At 36.2% G+C, this 20518-nt stretch carries 19 protein-coding genes and 3 other annotated features; of the genes, 6 read left to right on the top strand and 13 right to left on the bottom strand.

Features of this window, described 5'->3' with window-relative positions:
• Window positions 1-41: 41 nt before the first annotated feature.
• Together MKX37_RS09010 and MKX37_RS09005 are read right to left on the bottom strand one after the other, a co-directional pair.
• Window positions 42-908 (bottom strand): GNAT family N-acetyltransferase, encoded by an 867-nt coding sequence (locus MKX37_RS09010; protein WP_002126793.1) that lies wholly within the window; start codon window positions 906-908, stop codon window positions 42-44.
• Window positions 909-922: 14 nt separating this feature from the next.
• Window positions 923-1642, bottom strand: coding sequence for a DUF554 domain-containing protein (locus tag MKX37_RS09005; protein ID WP_000236011.1), 720 nt, complete (start codon window positions 1640-1642; stop codon window positions 923-925).
• A 213-nt stretch (window positions 1643-1855) separates the two neighbouring features.
• On the opposite strand from MKX37_RS09005, the gene MKX37_RS09000 reads away from it, so the two are divergent.
• Both MKX37_RS09000 and MKX37_RS08995 read left to right on the top strand, forming a co-directional pair.
• Window positions 1856-2959 (top strand): CapA family protein, encoded by a 1104-nt coding sequence (locus MKX37_RS09000; RefSeq protein WP_078421902.1) that lies wholly within the window; start codon window positions 1856-1858, stop codon window positions 2957-2959.
• 52 nt (window positions 2960-3011) lie between these two features.
• Window positions 3012-3239 carry a hypothetical protein gene (locus MKX37_RS08995; RefSeq protein ID WP_012260734.1) on the top strand — a complete coding sequence of 76 codons (228 nt, stop codon included), beginning with the start codon at window positions 3012-3014 and terminating at the stop codon, window positions 3237-3239.
• 99 nt (window positions 3240-3338) lie between these two features.
• Here MKX37_RS08995 and ilvA read toward each other — a convergent pair whose 3' ends face one another.
• From ilvA to ilvE, 6 genes are read right to left on the bottom strand one after another with little or no spacing between them, the layout of a single operon-like run.
• Window positions 3339-4601: a threonine ammonia-lyase IlvA gene (ilvA, locus tag MKX37_RS08990; protein WP_002012149.1), complete on the bottom strand. Its 1263-nt coding sequence runs from the start codon at window positions 4599-4601 to the stop codon at window positions 3339-3341.
• A gap of 32 nt (window positions 4602-4633) precedes the next feature.
• Window positions 4634-6307 (bottom strand): dihydroxy-acid dehydratase, encoded by a 1674-nt coding sequence (ilvD, locus tag MKX37_RS08985; RefSeq protein ID WP_002012150.1) that lies wholly within the window; start codon window positions 6305-6307, stop codon window positions 4634-4636.
• Between the two features lie 46 nt (window positions 6308-6353).
• A complete protein-coding gene (ilvC, locus tag MKX37_RS08980) occupies window positions 6354-7361 on the bottom strand; it encodes a ketol-acid reductoisomerase (RefSeq protein ID WP_002126790.1) in 1008 nt (335 codons plus the stop codon).
• Between the two features lie 14 nt (window positions 7362-7375).
• Window positions 7376-7606, bottom strand: a complete 231-nt coding sequence (locus MKX37_RS08975) for an ACT domain-containing protein (RefSeq protein WP_002126787.1) — start codon at window positions 7604-7606, stop codon at window positions 7376-7378.
• The gene (ilvB, locus tag MKX37_RS08970; RefSeq protein WP_002126786.1) at window positions 7603-9318 is read right to left on the bottom strand and encodes an acetolactate synthase large subunit; all 1716 of its coding nucleotides are present in this window, start codon (window positions 9316-9318) and stop codon (window positions 7603-7605) included. Before ilvB ends, MKX37_RS08975 begins: the two co-directional genes overlap by 4 nt.
• Before the next feature lie 22 nt (window positions 9319-9340).
• Window positions 9341-10240 (bottom strand): branched-chain-amino-acid transaminase, encoded by a 900-nt coding sequence (gene ilvE, locus MKX37_RS08965; RefSeq protein ID WP_078421903.1) that lies wholly within the window; start codon window positions 10238-10240, stop codon window positions 9341-9343.
• A 151-nt stretch (window positions 10241-10391) separates the two neighbouring features.
• Window positions 10392-10630, bottom strand: a binding site (T-box leader).
• A 67-nt stretch (window positions 10631-10697) separates the two neighbouring features.
• Window positions 10698-10943 (bottom strand) — a binding site (T-box leader).
• Window positions 10944-11201: 258 nt separating this feature from the next.
• Here ilvE and MKX37_RS08960 point away from each other — a divergent pair.
• Together MKX37_RS08960 and msrA are read left to right on the top strand one after the other, a co-directional pair.
• Complete coding sequence (locus tag MKX37_RS08960) at window positions 11202-11960, top strand: SDR family oxidoreductase (RefSeq protein ID WP_002126779.1); 759 nt, start codon at window positions 11202-11204, stop codon at window positions 11958-11960.
• Window positions 11961-12050: 90 nt separating this feature from the next.
• Window positions 12051-12587, top strand: a complete 537-nt coding sequence (gene msrA / locus MKX37_RS08955; protein ID WP_002126778.1) for a peptide-methionine (S)-S-oxide reductase MsrA — start codon at window positions 12051-12053, stop codon at window positions 12585-12587.
• Between the two features lie 224 nt (window positions 12588-12811).
• Here msrA and MKX37_RS08950 read toward each other — a convergent pair whose 3' ends face one another.
• The 4 genes from MKX37_RS08950 to MKX37_RS08935 form a co-directional block, all read right to left on the bottom strand.
• On the bottom strand, window positions 12812-13708 hold the full coding sequence (locus tag MKX37_RS08950) for an RCC1 domain-containing protein (RefSeq protein WP_002126777.1): 897 nt from the start codon (window positions 13706-13708) through the stop codon (window positions 12812-12814).
• 162 nt (window positions 13709-13870) lie between these two features.
• On the bottom strand, window positions 13871-14512 hold the full coding sequence (locus MKX37_RS08945) for a FusB/FusC family EF-G-binding protein (protein ID WP_002126776.1): 642 nt from the start codon (window positions 14510-14512) through the stop codon (window positions 13871-13873).
• A gap of 110 nt (window positions 14513-14622) precedes the next feature.
• On the bottom strand, window positions 14623-15309 hold the full coding sequence (locus tag MKX37_RS08940; protein ID WP_078421904.1) for a DUF421 domain-containing protein: 687 nt from the start codon (window positions 15307-15309) through the stop codon (window positions 14623-14625).
• 155 nt (window positions 15310-15464) lie between these two features.
• Window positions 15465-15728 carry a CD3324 family protein gene (locus tag MKX37_RS08935; protein ID WP_002012161.1) on the bottom strand — a complete coding sequence of 88 codons (264 nt, stop codon included), beginning with the start codon at window positions 15726-15728 and terminating at the stop codon, window positions 15465-15467.
• 326 nt (window positions 15729-16054) lie between these two features.
• On the opposite strand from MKX37_RS08935, the gene MKX37_RS08930 reads away from it, so the two are divergent.
• Window positions 16055-16759, top strand: a complete 705-nt coding sequence (locus MKX37_RS08930) for a polysaccharide deacetylase family protein (protein WP_002126769.1) — start codon at window positions 16055-16057, stop codon at window positions 16757-16759.
• Window positions 16760-16797: 38 nt separating this feature from the next.
• Here MKX37_RS08930 and MKX37_RS08925 read toward each other — a convergent pair whose 3' ends face one another.
• Window positions 16798-18141, bottom strand: coding sequence for a sodium-dependent transporter (locus MKX37_RS08925; protein WP_002126767.1), 1344 nt, complete (start codon window positions 18139-18141; stop codon window positions 16798-16800).
• A gap of 298 nt (window positions 18142-18439) precedes the next feature.
• Window positions 18440-18662: a binding site (T-box leader), on the bottom strand.
• Window positions 18663-18882: 220 nt separating this feature from the next.
• Between MKX37_RS08925 and MKX37_RS08920 the strand changes: the two genes are divergently transcribed.
• On the top strand, window positions 18883-20517 hold the full coding sequence (locus MKX37_RS08920) for a putative polysaccharide biosynthesis protein (RefSeq protein WP_003188602.1): 1635 nt from the start codon (window positions 18883-18885) through the stop codon (window positions 20515-20517).
• Window position 20518 lies beyond the last annotated feature (1 nt).

The raw sequence follows: 20518 nt of genomic DNA, 5'->3' as shown, positions 1-20518 counted from the left end.
ATAAAACTCTATCCCTTTGCATTCTTTGCAAAGGGATAGAGTTAATTATCTCCTATGGGTATTAAACGTGCATTACAGCATCGCTCGTAAAACTCAATCGGACCTGCTTGTCCTATAATTGCATACTCATATCCGCTTTTCTTCATGTTATATAAACAATGATTCAATAACGTCTTCCCAACACCGTTCACACGATTATGTTTCGCTGTACCCATCGGGCCAAACAACCCTTTCTTTCCTCTCACAACATCGTAACAAGCGAAACCAATGATTTCTCCTCCTTGTTCAGCAATAAAAATAGGTAACTCTTCTTTATATGTCCGAAATCCATAATCTAAAGATTTTAACCAACGCTCACCAAATTCATCCTTAACAAAACGTGCCAACTTTTCAAAATCAGAAGAGATCGCTTTTCTAATATTACAGCTTAAACTATTACAAATAGGATCAAATATTGTTAATGCAACCGTCAAATCTCTTGGTTCAGATGTAATTTGCAATAGATCTTTTTTCATCTTTTCACTTATAACCTTATCAATAACTGTATCCCCTTGAAAAATTGCATATAAAACATGCCCTTCATTTATTACTATTTGCTGAAAACGTTCCATCCGTTTCTTCGCTACTTTTAAAACTTCTATCGTCTTATTTGAAACTTTAAACTCCCCAACATTTATGTATTCTATTTCATTTGCATAATATTGTTGGAGTAACGATATCTTTGCTAAAAAATCCATACCCACCGTGTGAAATAAATACATATGTAACTCCGCGCAAACTCCAGTACCTTCCTTACAAGCTCCTATAAATAGATGAACTGGATGGATAATACCTTTACTACACTCAGCCTCTTCTGCTGCAATCTCCAATATTTTATATGCACGTTTTGTAAATTGGAATTCCATCATCTATATCCCTTCCCCTAATGACTTATTATCAAACCATAACCGTATATAATAGAAACAATTACTCCAACCATTAATATGCCTGGAAGTAAATTTGCCACTTTAATTTTAATAAATCCAAGTAAGTTTAATCCGATTGCGAATATCATAATACCGCCAGTAGCCGTCATTTCCACTATAAATTGATTCATTAATTCTTTTGGAACAAAACTATTAATTTGTGTTGCAAAAACTGCAATACCTCCCTCATATAAAATCACTGGAATCGCTGAAAATACTACGCCAATTCCTAGAGTTGTCGTTAATATAATAGAAATGAATCCATCGATAATCGCCTTTGTAAATAAAATATCATGATTTCCGCGAATCCCACTGTCCAATGCACCAAGTATCCCCATCGCTCCGATTGCAAAAATAAGCGTGGCTGTTACAAAGCCTTCTGATATGCTCCCTTTCCCTTTCGATCCAACTTTATTTTCTAGCCAATCCCCTAACAGTTTTAACCTTTCTTCTAATTGTAGCCATTCTCCGATTACCGTACCAATAACTAAACTTAGTATGACAACAAGAAAATTTTCACTTTTTAATGCCATTTGAAGTCCAAGTACAGTAACCGCTAAACCAATTGCATGCATAATTGTTCCCTTCATACTTTCTGGAATCGCACTAAATAATTTACCAAGTAAAGTACCAAATATAATACAAATCCCATTTACAACTGCTCCTAATATAACCATTTCTCATTCTTCACCCTTCGAATTCTTTATTTCTATATTTTGGTTTATACATTGATTTACAGGTTACCTATATGTTAACGTAATATTGTGAATATTAACAAACGTTTTTCACTACATAACCCGCTATTTTTTTGTAACTATACAAAGACCGATTGCCTTTAGTAGATTCATTGTTAATCTAATTGCGGGATAAACTCAAAAGGGAAGGTATTTATGAAAACTTTACTAAAACGATTTCTGTTAATAGCCTTTTTCATTACACCAATTGTTTTATTAATCAACTACTCTTTTATTTCAAAAGCGAAAGACAAACCTGATATGCAAAACAAATCTAGTAAAACAGCTTCAAAAAGCGAAAAGAAAACCGAAGACCCTGAAATCACACTCACCTTCTCTGGTGATACAATGTTCGATTGGCAATTACGTCCCGTAATCGAAAAAAATGGGGCTGATTATCCATTCCAACACGTAAAAGAAGAAATAACGAAAGCTGATATTTCTTTTGTTAATTTAGAGTCAGCATTTACAACGAGAGAAAAAAAAGTACCTGGGCAACAATTTTGGATTAAAAGTGATCCATCCACACTACAAGCCATTAAAAACACCGGATATGACATCGTGAACATTGGCAATAACCATACGCTTGATTATGGGCAAGATGGACTACTAGACACCATTTCTCACGTCGAAAAATTAAAACTACCTTACACTGGAGCCGGAAAAAATGCTGAAGATGCTTATACTGCTCGTGAACTAACTGTAAAAGGAAAAAAGTTTAAATTTCTTTCCTTTGTACGCTTTATGCCCAACTTTAATTGGGTAGCTGGTGACAATAAACCCGGCGTTGCAAACGGATATGACCTAGATCTTGTAACAAAAACGATTCAAGAGCAAAAGAAAGATGCTGATTATGTAATCGTCTATATGCATTGGGGCGTCGAAAAATCTAATCGCCCAATAGAATACCAGAAACAATATGTTCCGAAAATGGTAGAGGCGGGTGCTGATGCAATCGTTGGAAGTCACCCGCATTGGTTACAAGGATTTGAGTATTACAATAAAGTTCCTATCGCATACTCGTTAGGAAACTTTTTATTCCCGAATTATGTAAATGGAAAGAGTGCCGAAACAGGCGTATTAACTTTAACCTTTAAAGGTAAGGATATCCAAATGTCATTCAATCCTTACATCATTCGCAACAACCAAGTTTCTCCTGTAAATGAAGAAGAAAAGAAAAAAGCACTGCAATATTTACAAACGGTTTCAACTGATGTAGAAATTGATGACACTGGGAAAATAATAAACAAACGCAACTAAACAGCACGAGATTCATTTCTCTGTAACATACATTACGGGATAGGTGATGAATATGCTGAAAAACTTATTAGAAAATATAAGTCTGTTAGAAAACGTGTATAAAATATCTATAGCGATCCTGCTTTTATGTTCATTTTTTTCTGTTAGACTTCTAAGAAAAATAAAGCGAGAGAGAAAACTTACTCCCTTTGAATTTACAATGTATGTAATCATTCGTATTGCAATACTTTTTTGGTTAACTAGCTTTATCCTTCTTGAATATGGAGCGTATTTCGTTTAACTTTCAAAGAATAAAAAAGATAGAACAAGCAGGATTTCCCTCCGCTTGTATCTACCTTTTTTATTTCAAGTAGAATTGTATGTTAACTCTTTTCTTTTATTAAATAAGTAAATCAAACAGCACAGGATTTTTATTAAGCTCCACGAATTGAATGTTATTTTCTTGAAAACGAGTAATTAAAGCTTCATAGTCTTCCTTATGCTTTAATTCTACCCCCACTAAAGCTGGACCATTTTCTTTATTATGTTTCTTAATATACTCAAAGCGAGTAATATCATCTTCCGGTCCTAATCCTTTATCAAGAAACTCTCGTAGTGCTCCTGAACGTTGCGGAAATTCAATGATGAAATAGTGCTTTAATCCTTCATGAATAAGGGATCGTTCTTTCATTTCTTGCATTCTATCAATATCATTATTTCCACCACTTAACGTGCATACAACTGTTTTTCCCTTTATTTCATCTCTGTATAGATCAAGTGCCGCAATAGAAAGCGCACCAGCTGGCTCTGCTACAATCGCATTTTTCTTATACAGTTCTAAAATCGTTGTACAAACCTTTCCCTCCGGTACTAAAACAATATCATCAATTACATCTTTACATGTTTCAAAAGTTAACTTTCCTACCTTCTTAACAGCTGCTCCATCAACAAAACTATCAATCTTTTCTAATGCAACATTTTCATTTTGAAGAAAAGCTTCTTTCATAGATGCAGCTCCCATCGGTTCTACACCGATTACCTTTGTAGTAGGACTAACCCCCTTTACATATGTACCAATACCAGATGCTAATCCACCACCGCCAATTGCTGTAAATATATAATCAACTGGTTTCTCCATATCATGCATAATTTCAACAGCGACTGTTCCTTGACCAGCAACGACATACGGATCATCAAACGGATGTACAAATGTCATCCTATTTTCTACACAATAGCGCTGCGCCTCTTGGAAAGAACTATCAAATGTATCACCAACTAATACAATGTCTGCGAAATCACCACCGAAAAATTCAACTTGTGATACTTTTTGCTTAGGTGTCGTTGTCGGCATGAAAATTTTTGACGGAATCTTCAATAAATTACACGTATAAGCAACTCCTTGTGCATGATTACCAGCACTTGCACAAACAACACCATTTTGTAACTTTTCTTTCGGTAAACTTTGAATTAAATTATACGCACCACGAATTTTGAAAGAACGAATAACTTGTAAATCTTCTCGCTTAACATATACGTCACATTCATATTTCTCAGATAAAACTGAATCTCGTTGTAACGGTGTTTTAATAACGATATCTTTCATGCAATTATGAGCCATTAAGATATCTTCAATTTTCACTCTCTCCTTTACATTTTGCACCATTTTATATCATCCTTATCTCTTTTTATATTGGCTCAATCAAAATTCGGGATTTTCAGAACTGCACCTGTATTCGCCGATGTTACCATTTGTGCATAACGTCCAAGCCACCCAGTTTTCACTTTTGGTTCTGGTCGTTTCCACCCTTTTTTACGCTTCTCTAATTCCTCATCACTAACTCTCACTTCTAACAAGCGTTCCTCAACATCAATACATACAATATCTCCTTGTTCAAGAAGTGCAATCGTTCCGCCAGCTGCTGCTTCTGGTGAAATATGCCCTACCGAAATACCACGTGAAGCACCAGAGAAGCGACCATCAGTTAAAAGTGCAACATCTGCTCCTAATCCCATACCAGCAATTGCTGATGTTGGTGCTAACATTTCCGGCATACCAGGTCCGCCTCTTGGTCCTTCATAGCGAATAACAACTACATCTCCTTTCTTAACTTTCCCAAGCATAATGCCGGCAAGCGCCTCATCTTGTGAATTAAAAATAACGCAAGGTCCTTCAAATCGTTTTACTTCTGTTGCTCCGCTTTTAATAACCGCTCCGTCTTTCGCAAGGTTTCCTTTTAATATACGTAATCCTCCTTCTTCACTATGAGGATTTTCTAGAGAATGAATAACTTCCTTATCTTGAATCTCTGCATGAGCAATATTTTCTCTTAATGTTTGCCCAGTAGCAGTTATACGATCAAGGTGAAGTACCCCTTCTTTTCGGCTCATCTCTTTCAAAATTGCACTAATCCCGCCTGCGCGATCGATATCTTCCATATGCCAATTAGAAGCTGGACTTACTTTACATAAATGCGGTACACGTCTTGAAACTGCATCAATGCGGTTCATATCGTAATCTAACCCCGCCTCTTGTGCGAGTGCTAACGTGTGTAATACTGTATTCGTTGATCCACCCATCGCCATATCAAGTGCAAACGCATCATCAATTGCTTCTTCTGTTACAATGTCGCGTGGTTTAATATCTCTTTCAATTAAAATTTTTAATTTTTCTGCTGCTTGTTTAATTAACTCCTCACGTCTTGGATCAATCGCTAAAATACTCCCGTTACCAGGAAGAGCTAAACCTAACACTTCACATAAACAGTTCATAGAGTTCGCTGTAAACATACCGGAACAAGAACCACAAGATGGACAGCCATGATCTTCAATATCCTTTAATTCTTCTTCTGAAATTTTCCCAGATTGATAGGCTCCTACCCCTTCAAAAACAGAACTTAAATCGACAACTTCCCCTTTAGATGTTTTCCCCGCTGCCATCGGACCACCTGAAACGAAAACAGTTGGAATGTTTATTCGAAGTGCAGCCATCATCATACCTGGTGTAATTTTGTCACAGTTTGGAATACAAATCATTCCATCAAACCAGTGTGCATTTACAACCGTTTCTACTGAATCTGCAATGATTTCACGACTCGGAAGCGAATAACGCATACCGATATGCCCCATCGCAATACCGTCATCTACTCCAATTGTATTAAATTCAAATGGAACCATGCCTGCTGCACGTACTGCTTCTTTAACAAGTTTCCCAAACTCATTTAAGTGCTTATGACCTGGAATAATTTCAATAAAAGAATTACAAATTGCTATGAATGGTTTATCAAAATCTTCATCTTTTAAACCAGTTGCTTTTAATAAACTACGATGCGGAGCTTTATCAAAACCTTTTTTAATCATGTCACTTCTCATCTTGTCAAATCCCTTCTTACATATTTTTCACTTATACTCTATTAATCTATTTCTTTACTAATTCTTTCGGTGCATGAATCCAGCTCATCATTTCACGAAGCTCTGCTCCTACTTTTTCTAGCTGATGATTTTGTTCTGCTTTTTTCATCGCACTATACGTTGGACGCCCTGCTTGATTTTCTAAAATCCATTTCTTCGCAAATTCACCTTGCTGAATTTCTGTAAGAACACGTTTCATTTCCTTCTTCGTTTCATCTGTAACAATTCTCGATCCTGTTACATAATCTCCAAACTCTGCCGTATCTGAAATAGAATGACGCATACTCGTTAATCCGCCTTCGTACATTAAATCAACAATTAACTTTAATTCATGCAAACATTCAAAGTATGCAATTTCAGGACGATATCCACCTTCCGTTAACGTTTCAAAACCAGCTTTCACAAGTGCTGTTACTCCTCCGCAAAGTACTGCTTGCTCACCGAATAAGTCTGTCTCTGTTTCTTCTTGGAATGTCGTTTCAATTACACCTGCACGTGTACAACCTACACCTTTTGCATACGCTAGTGCTACACTTAATGCTGTTCCCGTTGCATCTTGATGCACTGCGACTAATGCTGGGACACCATTTCCTTCTTGGAATACACGGCGAACGAGATGACCTGGACTTTTCGGCGCGACCATCGCTACATCTACGTAACTTGGCGGATTAATTTGTCCGAAGTGAATATTAAAACCATGTGAGAAAAGTAACATTTGTCCTTCACGAAGATTCTCTTCTACTTCTGTTTTATATACATACGCTTGTTGTTCATCCGGCAATAACATTTGTACAACTTGTGCGGTTCGAACCGCTTCTGAAACAGACATTACTTCAAATCCATCAGCTTTTGCTACTTCATATGACTTACCAGGGCGAACACCAACTACAACTTCCACACCAGAATCTCGTAAATTTTGTGCTTGTGCATGACCTTGAGATCCATATCCGACTACCGCAACTGTTTTCCCTTTTAATAGCTCTAAATTTGCATCTTTCTCATAATAAGTTTTCATATTCCATACACTCCTTATAATTTATTTACTTGCAGTACATTGATTAATTTTTTCAACTGACTGACAAGTAACGTTGCTTCATTTTCAGTACAAACTGCTGTTAGTTTCACTTCAGAAACACCACTTGTATCTCTTTCGTTTAAGCTTAAAGAAGAAATATAATAACCACGCCGAGCAAAAATTCCGCTTATACGTAATAAGACGCTCGGATCGTTATGAATAACTAATGAAAAAGTATGACTCATTCTTCCCACCTCTTCATAATCATTTCGTTATTCCCTTTGTTTGGCGGAACCATCGGAAAAACGTTCTCACCTTCTTCTACACAAAAGTCAACTACGACAGGACCTTCATGAGAAAATGCTTCTAGCATTACCTTTTTCGCCTCAAACGAATTTGTTGCTCTTAGCCCTTTTACACCATAAGCTTCTGCTACTTTCACAAAATCTGGTGACCCAATTCTCGATTCCGACAAACGGTTTTCATAAAACATTTCTTGCCATTGCCTTACCATTCCTAAAAATTTGTTGTTTATGATGAATACTTTGACAGGAATATTATTTTCAGCAATTGTTTGCAGCTCTTGAATGTTCATTTGGAAAGAAGCATCACCAGCAATACAGATGACAAGTTCTTCTTCTTTTGCAAGCTGAGCACCAATTGCTGCTGGAAAACCAAATCCCATCGTCCCTAATCCCCCTGATGTTAGGAAAGTCCGTGGTTTTCTCGCTTTATAAAAGTGAGCAGCCCACATTTGATGCTGTCCTACCTCTGTCGTGACAATCGCTTCACCATTCGTTAATTCACTTACTAAGTTGATAACATGCTGTGGTTTTAACTCAAATTCTTTTTGCTTATATGAAAGTGGATATTCTTCTTGCCATTTCTTCACTTTCTGAAGCCATTCATCTGTTTGTGAATAAATAGACATATGTAATAGCATATGTAGCGCCTTTTTCACATCACCAACAATCGGATGCTCTACAGTTACATTTTTATGGAACTCAGAAGGATCAATATCAATATGTACTTTTTTCGAATGCGGAGAAAAAAGTTCTAATTTTCCTGTTACACGATCATCGAAACGAACACCTAACGCCAGTAATAAGTCACATTCTGTTACTGCCATATTTGCAGTGTACGTTCCATGCATACCGAGCATTCCTAAAAACAACGGATCTCCCGGCGGATATGCACCCAGTCCCATTAAAGTTGAAACGACTGGAATACGATTCTCCCTCGCAAACTTGATGAGTTCTTCAGATCCGCCTGAATGAATGACGCCTCCCCCGATATAAAGGAGTGGGCGTTTTGCTTTTGAAATTGATTTTGCTACCTCCCTCAGTTTCAAACTGTCTGACAAAGGTTCTGGTTTATATCCTGGAATCTCCACTTCTTCATTAAAGAAACATATTACATTTGCATTTTGAACATCTTTTGGAATATCGATTAATACCGGTCCCGGTCGCCCGCTTTCGGCGATGTAAAAAGCTTCTTGCACAGTTCGTGATAAATGATTTACATCACGAACTTGGTAATTATGCTTCGTAACAGGTACTGTAATTCCGACAACATCCGCTTCTTGAAATCCGTCTTTACCAATTAAAGGCGTTGCAACTTGCCCTGTAATGACAACTAAAGGAATCGAATCCATATAAGCATCTGCTAAACCCGTAACTAAATTCGTCGCCCCTGGGCCAGAGGTAGCAAAGACTACCCCAACCTTTCCAGAAGCTCTCGCATATCCTTCCGCTGCATGAATTGCAGCTTGTTCATGACGAGTTAACACGTGCTTTAAACCACTTTCGTATAACGCATCGTATATTGGTAAAATCGCTCCGCCTGGATAACCGAAAACGGTCGTTACACCTAATTTCTTCAAACATTGAATAACGTGTCCAGCACCTGTAGCTTCTTCACTCTGCAGTTCATCACATGCTGTATACTGTTCCTCCATTTTAATTAACTCCTCTCCCTATTTACGCTAAACTTGCCGCCAATCCTGGAACACGTACTCCTCTTTCTCTCGTTAATTTTTTAAATTCTTCGGTTAATCTTTTTGTTACATCTCCTGGTTTTCCATCTCCAATTTCTCTTGAATCTACTTTCACTACAGGAATTAGTTCCGCTGCAGTTCCTGTTAAAAACACTTCATCTGCTACATATACGTCATGGCGAGTAAATGGCCTTTCCTCACATGGAATACTTAGACGCTCACATAACTCAATCACACTATTTCTCGTAATACCTTCTAGCGCCCCTAAGTACGAAGGAGGTGTTAACACTTTTCCATCTTTCACAATGAAAACATTATCTCCAGACCCTTCACAAACATATCCTTGTTGATTTAACATAAGAGCCTCTAGCACTCCCGCTTGTGCCGCTTCAATTTTTACAAGCACATTATTTAAATAGTTCATTGACTTAATGCGTGGGTCTAATGCGTCTGGCGTATTACGTCTTGATGCAACAGACACAACGCTTAGTCCATTATCATAAAATTCCTGAGGGAATAACTTTAATTGTTCTGCAATGATAATTACGCTCGGTTTCACACAGCTTCTCGGATCGAGCCCTAAGTCACCTTTTCCTCTTGAAACAATTAATCGAATGTAGGCATCCGTGTATTCATTTTTTTGCAATGTTTGTACAACTGCTTCTTCCATTTCATCTACCATCATTGGAATTGTAAGTAAAATAGATTTCGCCGATTCATATAATCGTTTCACATGTTCTTTTAAACAAAATACATTTCCTCCGTAACTACGAATCCCTTCAAATACACCGTCTCCGTATAAAAAACCGTGATCATATACTGAAACAACTGCCTTTTCTTTCTCTACAAATTCCCCATTCATATAGATGGACTGGTTTCCCATCTCACATCGCTCCTCTGTTTTATCTCTGTTTTTGCAATCTATTTCTATATCGATTGCTGAGATGAGTATTTTTAACAGAATATTCAGTATACTAACCTTAAAAATATACTCGTCTCAACAATCGATTACTTACACACTTGTAGCAATCCATTGCTGAGACGAGAGACTCGTGGTACCACTCAGCTTCCTTACACTTCTCACGAAATATAAGCTCTGCAAGTCCAATTAGACTTTTGTTTTTCTATCGGAAACAACTCCGCTACTTTTTACTAACTTCAAAAGCAGTGCTCCGAGGTGATTTTCAATGATTCAATTGTTACCACCCTCACAGCCTTTGGGCGGCTCTCTGAAACAATCTTTATCATTTACTCTCCTCTTCCTCGCATTCTTTTATTCTATTTTTTAAAATAAAAACTCTCGCCTCAGCAATCAACTACTACAAATTAGTAGCTTTGATTGCTGAGGCGAGAGTTTCGCGTTACCACTCAGCTTCCTTATACTTCTCACGAAATATAAGCTTCATAGGTCCAATCAGACCTCCGTCCTTTTACCGGAGACGATGCCGCCGCCCTCTACTCAGTTTCCCTTTCGCAAGCGATGCTCCGAGGTGATCTTCAATGATTCGATTGCTACTACTCTCTCAGCCTAGGAGTAGCTCTCTGAAACGACCATAATCATCTACTTTCCTCTTCTTTGCATATACAACATATAAAGTTAGAAAATTCTTAATTCACTTTTATTTGTTACACGTATTATAGGACGCGGTTCTTTTCATTGTCAACATGTTTTTAGAAAAAAATTAAAATTCATTCTATTCACTAGAAATCTATTTATTTTTTCTCAAAACAAAATCGGAATGAACTTCTTACACATACTCATATATTACTTAAGTATGTTCGCATTACTACATAAAGAAAAACAACTTAAAAACATATAAAATTTATGAGGAGATGAGAAAACTATGTTAAAAGGAAAAATAGCATTAGTTACAGGAGCAAGCCGAGGAATTGGGCGTGCTATCGCAAAACGGTTAGCAAACGACGGTGCATTAGTTGCTGTTCATTATGGAAATCGAAAAGAAGATGCTGAAGAAACTGTTCATGAAATTCAATCAAATGGCGGATTAGCTTTTTCTATCGGTGCAAATCTTGAATCTTTACACGGTGTAGACAACCTGTATATTTCTTTAGATAACGAATTACAAAAAAGAACTGGTGGAACACAATTTGATATTTTAATAAACAACGCTGGAATCGGTCCTGGTGCTTTTATTGAAGAAACGACTGAACAATTTTTTGATAGAATGGTTTCAGTAAATGCAAAAGCACCATTCTTTATCATTCAACAAGCACTACCACGTTTACGTGATAATAGCCGAATTATTAATATTTCATCAGCTGCCACCCGCATTTCTTTGCCTGATTTCGTTGCATATAGTATGACGAAAGGTGCAATTAACACGATGACTTTCACGCTTGCAAAACAACTCGGAGCACGAGGAATAACAGTAAATGCAATACTTCCAGGCTTTATTAAAACAGATATGAACGCAGAACTATTGAGCGACCCAATGATGAAACAGTACGCTACTACTATTTCCGCCTTCAATCGCTTAGGTGAAGTAGAAGATATTGCCGATACTGCTGCTTTTCTTGCTTCTCCAGACAGCCGCTGGGTTACTGGACAATTAATTGATGTTAGCGGAGGATCTTGTTTATAAAAAACATATATTTTCAAATCTTTTTTATTGCGCAATAAAACAATTTATATAATACTATATAAAACATATACATTTAGGAGGATTACAGCAATGTCTGAAAAAACATACGAACTCGCAACCTTCGCAGGCGGTTGTTTTTGGTGCATGGTAAAACCATTTGATGAGCTTCCCGGTATTCAAAAAGTACTTTCCGGCTATGCAGGTGGTCATGTAGAAAACCCAACATACGAACAAGTAAAGACTGGAACATCTGGACATTTAGAAGTTGTACAAATTACATTCGATCCTTCTATTTTTCCTTATCAAAAATTACTAGATTTATATTGGCCGCAAATCGATCCAACTGATGATGGCGGACAATTCTTTGACCGTGGTCCCTCTTACCGCACAGCAATTTTTTATCATAATGAAACACAAAAAGAGCTTGCAGAAAAATCGAAGCAAACTCTAGCAGAAAGCGGTATGTTTAAAGATCCTATTGTGACTGAAATTCTTCCTGCTGCACCTTTTTATGAAGCAGAAGAGTACCACCAACATTTCTATAAAAAGAATCCAGAGAAATATGCTAACGAGCAAAAAGAATCTGGCCGTGAAGACTTTATAAAAGAAAATTGGCAAAAAAAATAATAAAAACGCATCGTGCTTTCTTTTTAAAGTGCGATGCGTTTTTATCTTTGAAAAAGGATTCTTATTCAGCAAATTCACGTTTGATCATTTCCTACATATCTTACGCCATAATTACTCCTAGAATAGAATAATAGTACTAACGATTTATTGAGATTTTAATATTTTTATTCCTCATCAACAAATATTAAAACTAATAAAATGGTTGAATCATCCAGTCGTTAAAACTAATTAACCGGCAGTCGAATACCGTTCCAGTTACCTACATCACATTGGCCAAATTCATTATTACCTACCGCGACCACCGTGCCGTCTGATTTAAGTCCGACCGTATGCGCACAACCAGCCGCTATCGCTACAATATCGCGCCAATCACTTACATTACATTGACCATACTCATTCCAGCCCACTGCCACCACGGTACCGTCTAATTTAAGTCCGATTGTATGATTACTCCCTGCCGCTATTGCCACAATATTGCGCCACTCTCTTACATCACATTGACCCTGTTTATTATTACCCACAGCCGTCACCATACCGTCAGATGTAATACCAACTGTATGAAGATATCCCGCCGCTATCGCCACAATATCATGCCAGCTACTTACATTGCATTGGTCATACCGATTATTACCCACAGTCGTCACCGTTCCGTCCAATTTAAGACCGACTGTATGCCAGTCACCCACCGCTATCGCCACAATATCACGCCAGCTACTTATATTGCATTCTCCTTCTTTATTTCGTCCCACCGCTATCACCGTGCCATCCGGTTTCAGGCCAAAGGTACGACGCCAGCCCGCCGCAACCGATACAATATTATGCCAGTCGTTTACATCACATTGATCATGCTTATTCCACCCCACTGCAACCGCAGTATTATCACATTTAAGAGCGATTGTATGAGCATTACCCGTGTTCGTCGCCATATGAACATTGCCCGCTGCGACTGCTTCAATATTACACCAGCCGCTTACATGGCATTCACCTTCTTTATTTCGTCCCATTGCTACCACCGTGCCATCTGATTTAAGAGCAACGGTATGACCACGACCCGCCGCTATCGTATCTTTAGGCCACCGTTTCACTTTTAACACCTCTTCTTTCGGTGAAATGTAATTCATGTTTTACCTCCTTGCATATAAGCAACTGTATCCAAATAGATATTTTCATCAAATTTCATTATAAATGAACTAACTTTTTTATAAATCTACATCTCCAAAGGAACCTATTACTTCTTCTTCAAAAATAAAAACCTCCAGTTTAAATACTAGAGGTCTTCTATTTTATTTCTTTAGTCTCTCAATAAAATCCTGTAACTTATCAAGCGATTTCATATTATGATTACAAGCTACACCATCTTTGCAAATATAGTTTCCCTTTCTAACGAAAGTTCCTGGTACATCACCTTTAATTTCAACTAAAAACATTCCTACTTCTTCATGCCCATGACATAATGAACAAATGCTTTTTTTATTTAAACTTTGAAATGTTCCTTGCAGACCAACAAACTTATTTTTATCATTTTTCGCTATAATAAATTTCCTGCTTGACCCTTTATCAATCCAGCTTAAATAAGATAATTCTTTCATGTCCAGTTCTTCCATATCAGGAAGTTTTAATTTTTTCGCTTTAGGAAATAATTTTTTTAATGTTTGTGCTGTAACTTCCTGAAACGGAATGACATACGGATTTATTTTCATTAAAAACGATTCTGCATCTTCTCTATTTTGAACTGTTAATACCGTATCAATTAACTCTTTCTGTTCATCCGTTAAATTCTCAAATACATGTATTATCTTTTCAATCGCAAGTGATTTTAACGCTTGAATTACACCCCTATCATTTGCCGTTGCATGCCCATTTGCTAAAATATAAGCTTGTGACTTTATAAAATTGTATTGATCACTTCTAATAAAAGCTTCCATCTTTATCACTCCATACAAATTGTTGATCTAGTCTTATTGTATACAATGATTCAGCTTTTTGATATGTAAAAGATAACTTAGAAATGAACATTACATACTCTGACTATGTTCTACCGAGGCATTTCCTGACAAAAGAAACCATCATCTGTTTTCCATTCTGCATATAATACATCTTCAAATTTAGTAATCCCTTTTTGCTTTATTTGTTTATAAAGCCATCCTTCATCAAAACCTGCTTCCCTCAAATTATCTTTCACTACTCTTCCATCACTAATTAATGAAATCGGTAAGTATACAGGTTTATGTTTTAAACTTAAATCATTTATAGTAGGAGATTCATATTTGCTTTTCTTCAGAACACTTATGTTTCCATTAGGTTCCAAAATCATATATTCAACTTCTCGGATTGAAAATATATCTTTTTGTTGTCTTAGCATTTGTTGTAGTTGATTAATGTCCAAATGATTTGAACTTAGTTGTTCCCGGTCAATATATCCATTACGGATAATGATTGACGGAGAGCCTTCAAAAAAACTTCTCGTCCCTCTAAATTTTTGCGTTATCACTTCTATTGTATAAATTAACACTACCCATACAAGTACTGCATATAAAATAGACCATACTTTTATTTCCGGATCATATATAGTATTTCCTACTAATTCTCCGAGAACTATGGCAGAAATAAAATCAAATGGCGTTAACTGAGATATTTGTGTCTTCCCTAATATTTTAGTAGCAATCAATAGCACAAAAAAACCAAAAAATAGTTCTATCGTTATTTGTCCTAGATGATTCATATATGCTCACCTTTCTGCTTTTCACTCAAATGCTCTATATTCTATTTAGTAAAAAGCCGGCACATTTTTTCTATTATCTTGCCCATTCATATCCAATAGATACAAAACAAAAAGAGTCTAGTTCAATTTAATAATTGAACTAGACTCTTTTATTTTCATTTAGAATACACAATCTTTTTAATCGTTTCTCCGGAAAGAAAATGCTCCTCCGCAAGTTGATGAATGGAAATTCCACTTTTAAACGCTTCTTTAATAGCTTTGTTTCTTTCATCTAGTTGTTTTCTTCCTCCAGATTGTGTACCCCATTTATAATGTTTTGTTTCTTGTTTTGGAATGTAAATTGTTTCACCTTGTATATACTTTTGAATTTCAGCAATTAAACTTTCTGGTAAAACCGTCGCAGCTTTAACATATTTCATTTCTGCTCGCCCCTTATTTTTTATGGTTCATTTCAATAAGGTGCAAAGCCAAATATAAAAAATGATACGAGCTCATTTAGGCGATTGTATATTACTTGTCTACCCCACGCAAAGTATCGCCATTTCCATACTTGGCTTTGCATGAGACGCTGCAGTGTCTGGCAATTGAATTGTAATCGCCATATCAATACCTCCTAATATACCTTTTGCATTTTATTATATGATAAATTTCTTCCCCTTGCATCCACATCCTTTTTAAAGCACGAAGTTACTTAGTTTGATATAATACTTTTTAGTCCAATCCAAAAGTATAGTGAGGTTGCGTTATGAAAAAGAATATAATCATTACAATCGTTACATTATTCATTATTACTGTAGCATTATTCGGAACATACAAATTGATGAACGCAAGAAGTTTTCAATTGTTTGGAGGTTTAACAAACCGAGTAGAAACAAATGAAAAAGTGATTGCTTTAACTTTTGATGATGGTCCTACTAACAATGTTAAACAAATATTACCGCTACTAGATCGATACAATGCAAAAGCTACTTTCTTTTTAATCGGAAATGAATTAGAGAAAAACCTATCGTTAGGAGAAGCTATCGTACACTCTGGACACCAACTTGGAAATCATACATATTCTCATAACAGAATGGTTTTTAAAACACCTTCTTTTATTAAAGAAGAAATAGAAAAAACGAATTCATTAATCCGCCAAACAGGATTTACAGGCGAAATTGATTTTAGACCACCTAACGGTAAAAAGCTAATTGGTCTGCCCTATTATTTAAATAAAAATAATATCGAAACAATCACATGGGACCTTGAACCTGATACTTTTTATACATCTACAGCTGATAAAATTGAATATGTTAGTAAAAATGTAAAACCAGGTTCTATCATTTTATTGCACCCTATGTACGATGAATCTAATGAAAATCTGCAAACTATTGAAGGTATTTTAGACTCTTTATCTAAAAAGGGCTATCAATTCGTGACAGTAAACGAATTGCAAAAAAAAGCAAAATAAAAAGGTAGCGTATCATATCTCGATACGCTACCTTTCTTTTATATAATTCCAAGCACATTTAGGAATACGATAATAATCGCAATTGGTGCAATATAGCGAAGTAAGAATAACCATAATACGAATAGCTTATAGCCTTTATTTTTACTTACACCAAGCTCTTTCATTAATACATCTTTCTTCATTTTTAAAGGGACAAAGATGGAAACTAATAAAACACCAAGTGGCATTAGTATGTTACTAACCGCATAGTCTGCTAAATCAAAAATTGTTTTCCCAAATGGTTTCACATCACTTAACAAACCAAACGATAAGGCTGATGGAACCCCTACAACAAAGATTAACAAGCCAACAATTAATGCCATTTTTTCACGTTTCCCTTTACTTTTACCTTTAGTTGTTAAAGACGCAACACTAATTTCTAACATCGAAATTGCTGATGTAATAGTAGCAAAGAAGAATAGTAATAAGAAAACAATGAAGAATAATTTTCCGAACGCCATTTTACTGAAAATAGCTGGTAATACGATAAATAATAGTCCCGGTCCTTGAGATGGTTCCATTCCAAATGCGAATACAACTGGGAAAATTGCTAGTCCTGCAAGTAATGTAATCACAAGCGTTAAAGCTACGATAGAAAATGCTGAACGCGGTAAACTTTCTTCTTTCGGTAAGTACGAGCTATACGTTACCATAACGGCTACACCAACAGATAGTGAGAAGAACGATTGCCCCATTGCATATAAAATGATTTCTGACGTTACGTTTGAGAAATCAGGTTGTAAGAAGAATCGAACTCCTTCTCCAGCACCGTCTAAAGTAAGTGCACGAACAATTAGTACAAAGAATAATACGAATAATGCTGGCATGAAATATTTATTTACTTTTTCAACACCATTTTGTACACCTTTACTTACGATAAAAATAGTAATAAGGATGAATAATAGCTGTGATCCAACTGCTAAATATGGATTGGAAATGATTTCACCAAACGTAGCTTCGTATGCCCCATTTCCTTCCCATAGTCTACCTGTAATTGCATTCCATAAATATAGTAAAATCCATCCCCCTACAACACTGTAGAAAGAAAGTAGTATGAAACAAGTTACAATCCCTAATTTACCTAACCAAGGCCATAGTGTTTTTGGTGCGATTTCGCTATACGCATCAACAGCCTCTTTTTGTGTACTTCTTCCGATAACGAATTCAGCTAATAATAGCGGTAAACCAATTAATAATGTGAAACCGATGAAAATAAGGAAGAACGCGCCGCCCCCTCCAATTCCGGCCATATACGGGAACTTCCAAATCGCCCCTAGACCAATTGCTGAACCTGCTGCAGCTAATACGAAACCTAATTTCGATGTCCATTGCTGTGAATTCATTTGTTAATCTCCTCTCTTTATCTTTTTCTGTTTTACAATCCGGTATTTATATTGTCCTATCCATACTCTTTTCTAATACGTTCACTTCCTCCCTAATAAAAAACGTCCCTACGTAAATACGTAGGGACGACAAAAATATCGCGGTACCACCCTAGTTGTGAAGATACACCAAAGTTAGGACCTAAATAAAAAACGTCCCTACGCAAATACGTAGGGACGATAAAATATCGCGGTACCACCCTAGTTATGAAGCCACACCAAAATTAGGACCTAAATAAAAAACGTCCCTACGTAAATACGTAGGGACGATAAATATCGCGGTACCACCCTAGTTGTGAAACAATCTTCACCACTTTATTTGATAACGGTATAAACTACCGTCTTTCATTTCCTCATAATGTGAGATTTATGAAAGATGCTCCAGGACGAACTTCATGAATAATCTATATACTGATTCACACCAACCATCAGCTCTCTGAAATAGGGAGATATTCACTACTATACCCTTTCATTGCCCAAATATTATTTTCCGAATTGATTACTATCATTTTTATCATATATTAAAAATAGTGTCAACTTATATTTTGAATTTTTATGCATTACATTCTATTTAAAGATTCAAAATATGACTTTTGTATGAATAGTATTAGAACATTTATGGTTTATACTGTATTAACTTCTCTAGCAGGTTTATAGTAGTATACGATAAATGCAAGACAGCACGAGTAGGAGGAAAGAATTTTGTCTACTTCAAAAGTTTTAAAAGGTACCGCTTTATTAAGTGGTGCAACAATGATTTCACGAATTTTAGGTTTTATATACTTTTTCCCCTTTCAATTATTAGTTGGAACGCAAGGGGTCGCTTTATATGGATACGCATACTCTTGGTACGGTATTTTATTAAGCTTTTCAACAGCTGGTATTCCTATTGCCGTCTCAAAATTTGTTGCAAAACATAATGCACTTGGTGATTATAGTACAAGTAAAAAATTGTATAACTCGAGCGTAAAATTAATGATGTTTATGGGCTTTTTAGGATTTTTAACTTTATTTATTGGAGCACCGTACATATCACAATTTATTATTCGCTCGAAAACACCAGATCCACAATTTATCGCAGACGTAACACTTACAATGCGAGCATTAAGCTTCGCGCTTATTATCGTACCAGCTATGAGTGTTACACGTGGTTATTTCCAAGGTTTTCAACATATGAAACCAAGTGCTGTTTCTCAAGTCGTAGAACAAATCGCACGTGTCGTTTTCATTTTAGTTGGTAGTTTTATCGTCTCAAAACTATTAGGAGGTTCAGTAGCTTCTTCTGTTGCAGTTGCTACATTTGGTGCTGTTATCGGGGCACTTGCAAGCGTCTCTATTTTAATGATGTACTGGAAAAAATATAATGGATTAAAACCTCCTGAAGGTGAGCTGAAAACGAGATCATCAAACATTCCGTTAAAAAGTATTTATATGGAATTACTACGTTATGCAATTCCAATTGTATTTGTAGGCATTGCAATCCCGCTCTATACGTTAGTAGATCAATATACCGTAGCTGATGTCCTTAGAGCAATGGGAGAACCTTTAGAAACCGCGAATGCAGTTTTCGCTTATATAACGAACTATGCCCAAAAGTTAATTATGATTCCGGCTTCACTTGCAACTGGATTCTCATTAACAATTATTCCGGCTATAACGAAATCATTTACAAGCGGGAAGCTAGATGAATTACAAGGACAAATTTCAAAGATATTTCAAGTATTATTATTCTTCACTATCCCAGCCGCATTCGGTCTTGCTAGTATCGCTTACGATGCATTCCGCATGGTTTATGTAAATCCTGAAATTGCACTTGGTGGATCACAATATTTAATTTCATTTGCACCTTCTGCTGTATTAAGTGCAATTTTCACAGTTTCAGCTGCTATATTACAAGGAATTGATTATCAAAGAAAAACAATGATTGCATTCTCAGCCGGTATTCTCGTTAAAATTGTGGTGAACACACCGCTCTTACATTTATTCGGTGGACATGGTGCTGTACTTGGAACAATTCTCGGATATCTCGTTTCAAATATTATTATGTTGTACTGCATCGTTAAGTTTGCGAAATTTAAAATTGGCGAAACAGCAAAAACAGTATTTCTTATTACGATTTACTCCGCAGCAATGTCTGCTGTTGTGATCGTATTAAGAGCATTTATAAGCTGGATTATTCCTGGCCAATCTTATGTAGAATCACTGATTATTGTATTTATATGCGCATCAGCAGGAGGACTTGTTTATCTTTTATTCGTATTAACGAGTGGACTTGCTTCGCATATTCTCGGTGATAGGATTCGACGATTACCTGTATTAGGAAAGTTAGTAAAATAAA

The organism is Bacillus sp. FSL R5-0709 (assembly GCF_038004785.1).
GTDB lineage: Bacteria > Bacillota > Bacilli > Bacillales > Bacillaceae_G > Bacillus_A > Bacillus_A mycoides.
This window is presented reverse-complemented; position numbering and strand designations above follow the sequence as displayed.

Bases quoted from the DNA above. Each gene is read 5' to 3' on its own strand.
- MKX37_RS09010 (WP_002126793.1), bottom strand. From the start codon at position 908: ATGATGGAATTCCAATTTACAAAACGTGCATATAAAATATTGGAGATT.
- MKX37_RS09005 (WP_000236011.1), bottom strand. From the start codon at position 1,642: ATGGTTATATTAGGAGCAGTTGTAAATGGGATTTGTATTATATTTGGT.
- MKX37_RS09000 (WP_078421902.1), top strand. From the start codon at position 1,856: ATGAAAACTTTACTAAAACGATTTCTGTTAATAGCCTTTTTCATTACA.
- MKX37_RS08995 (WP_012260734.1), top strand. From the start codon at position 3,012: ATGCTGAAAAACTTATTAGAAAATATAAGTCTGTTAGAAAACGTGTAT.
- ilvA (WP_002012149.1), bottom strand. From the start codon at position 4,601: ATGGTGCAAAATGTAAAGGAGAGAGTGAAAATTGAAGATATCTTAATG.
- ilvD (WP_002012150.1), bottom strand. From the start codon at position 6,307: ATGAGAAGTGACATGATTAAAAAAGGTTTTGATAAAGCTCCGCATCGT.
- ilvC (WP_002126790.1), bottom strand. From the start codon at position 7,361: ATGAAAACTTATTATGAGAAAGATGCAAATTTAGAGCTATTAAAAGGG.
- MKX37_RS08975 (WP_002126787.1), bottom strand. From the start codon at position 7,606: ATGAGTCATACTTTTTCATTAGTTATTCATAACGATCCGAGCGTCTTA.
- ilvB (WP_002126786.1), bottom strand. From the start codon at position 9,318: ATGGAGGAACAGTATACAGCATGTGATGAACTGCAGAGTGAAGAAGCT.
- ilvE (WP_078421903.1), bottom strand. From the start codon at position 10,240: ATGGGAAACCAGTCCATCTATATGAATGGGGAATTTGTAGAGAAAGAA.
- MKX37_RS08960 (WP_002126779.1), top strand. From the start codon at position 11,202: ATGTTAAAAGGAAAAATAGCATTAGTTACAGGAGCAAGCCGAGGAATT.
- msrA (WP_002126778.1), top strand. From the start codon at position 12,051: ATGTCTGAAAAAACATACGAACTCGCAACCTTCGCAGGCGGTTGTTTT.
- MKX37_RS08950 (WP_002126777.1), bottom strand. From the start codon at position 13,708: ATGAATTACATTTCACCGAAAGAAGAGGTGTTAAAAGTGAAACGGTGG.
- MKX37_RS08945 (WP_002126776.1), bottom strand. From the start codon at position 14,512: ATGGAAGCTTTTATTAGAAGTGATCAATACAATTTTATAAAGTCACAA.
- MKX37_RS08940 (WP_078421904.1), bottom strand. From the start codon at position 15,309: ATGAATCATCTAGGACAAATAACGATAGAACTATTTTTTGGTTTTTTT.
- MKX37_RS08935 (WP_002012161.1), bottom strand. From the start codon at position 15,728: ATGAAATATGTTAAAGCTGCGACGGTTTTACCAGAAAGTTTAATTGCT.
- MKX37_RS08930 (WP_002126769.1), top strand. From the start codon at position 16,055: ATGAAAAAGAATATAATCATTACAATCGTTACATTATTCATTATTACT.
- MKX37_RS08925 (WP_002126767.1), bottom strand. From the start codon at position 18,141: ATGAATTCACAGCAATGGACATCGAAATTAGGTTTCGTATTAGCTGCA.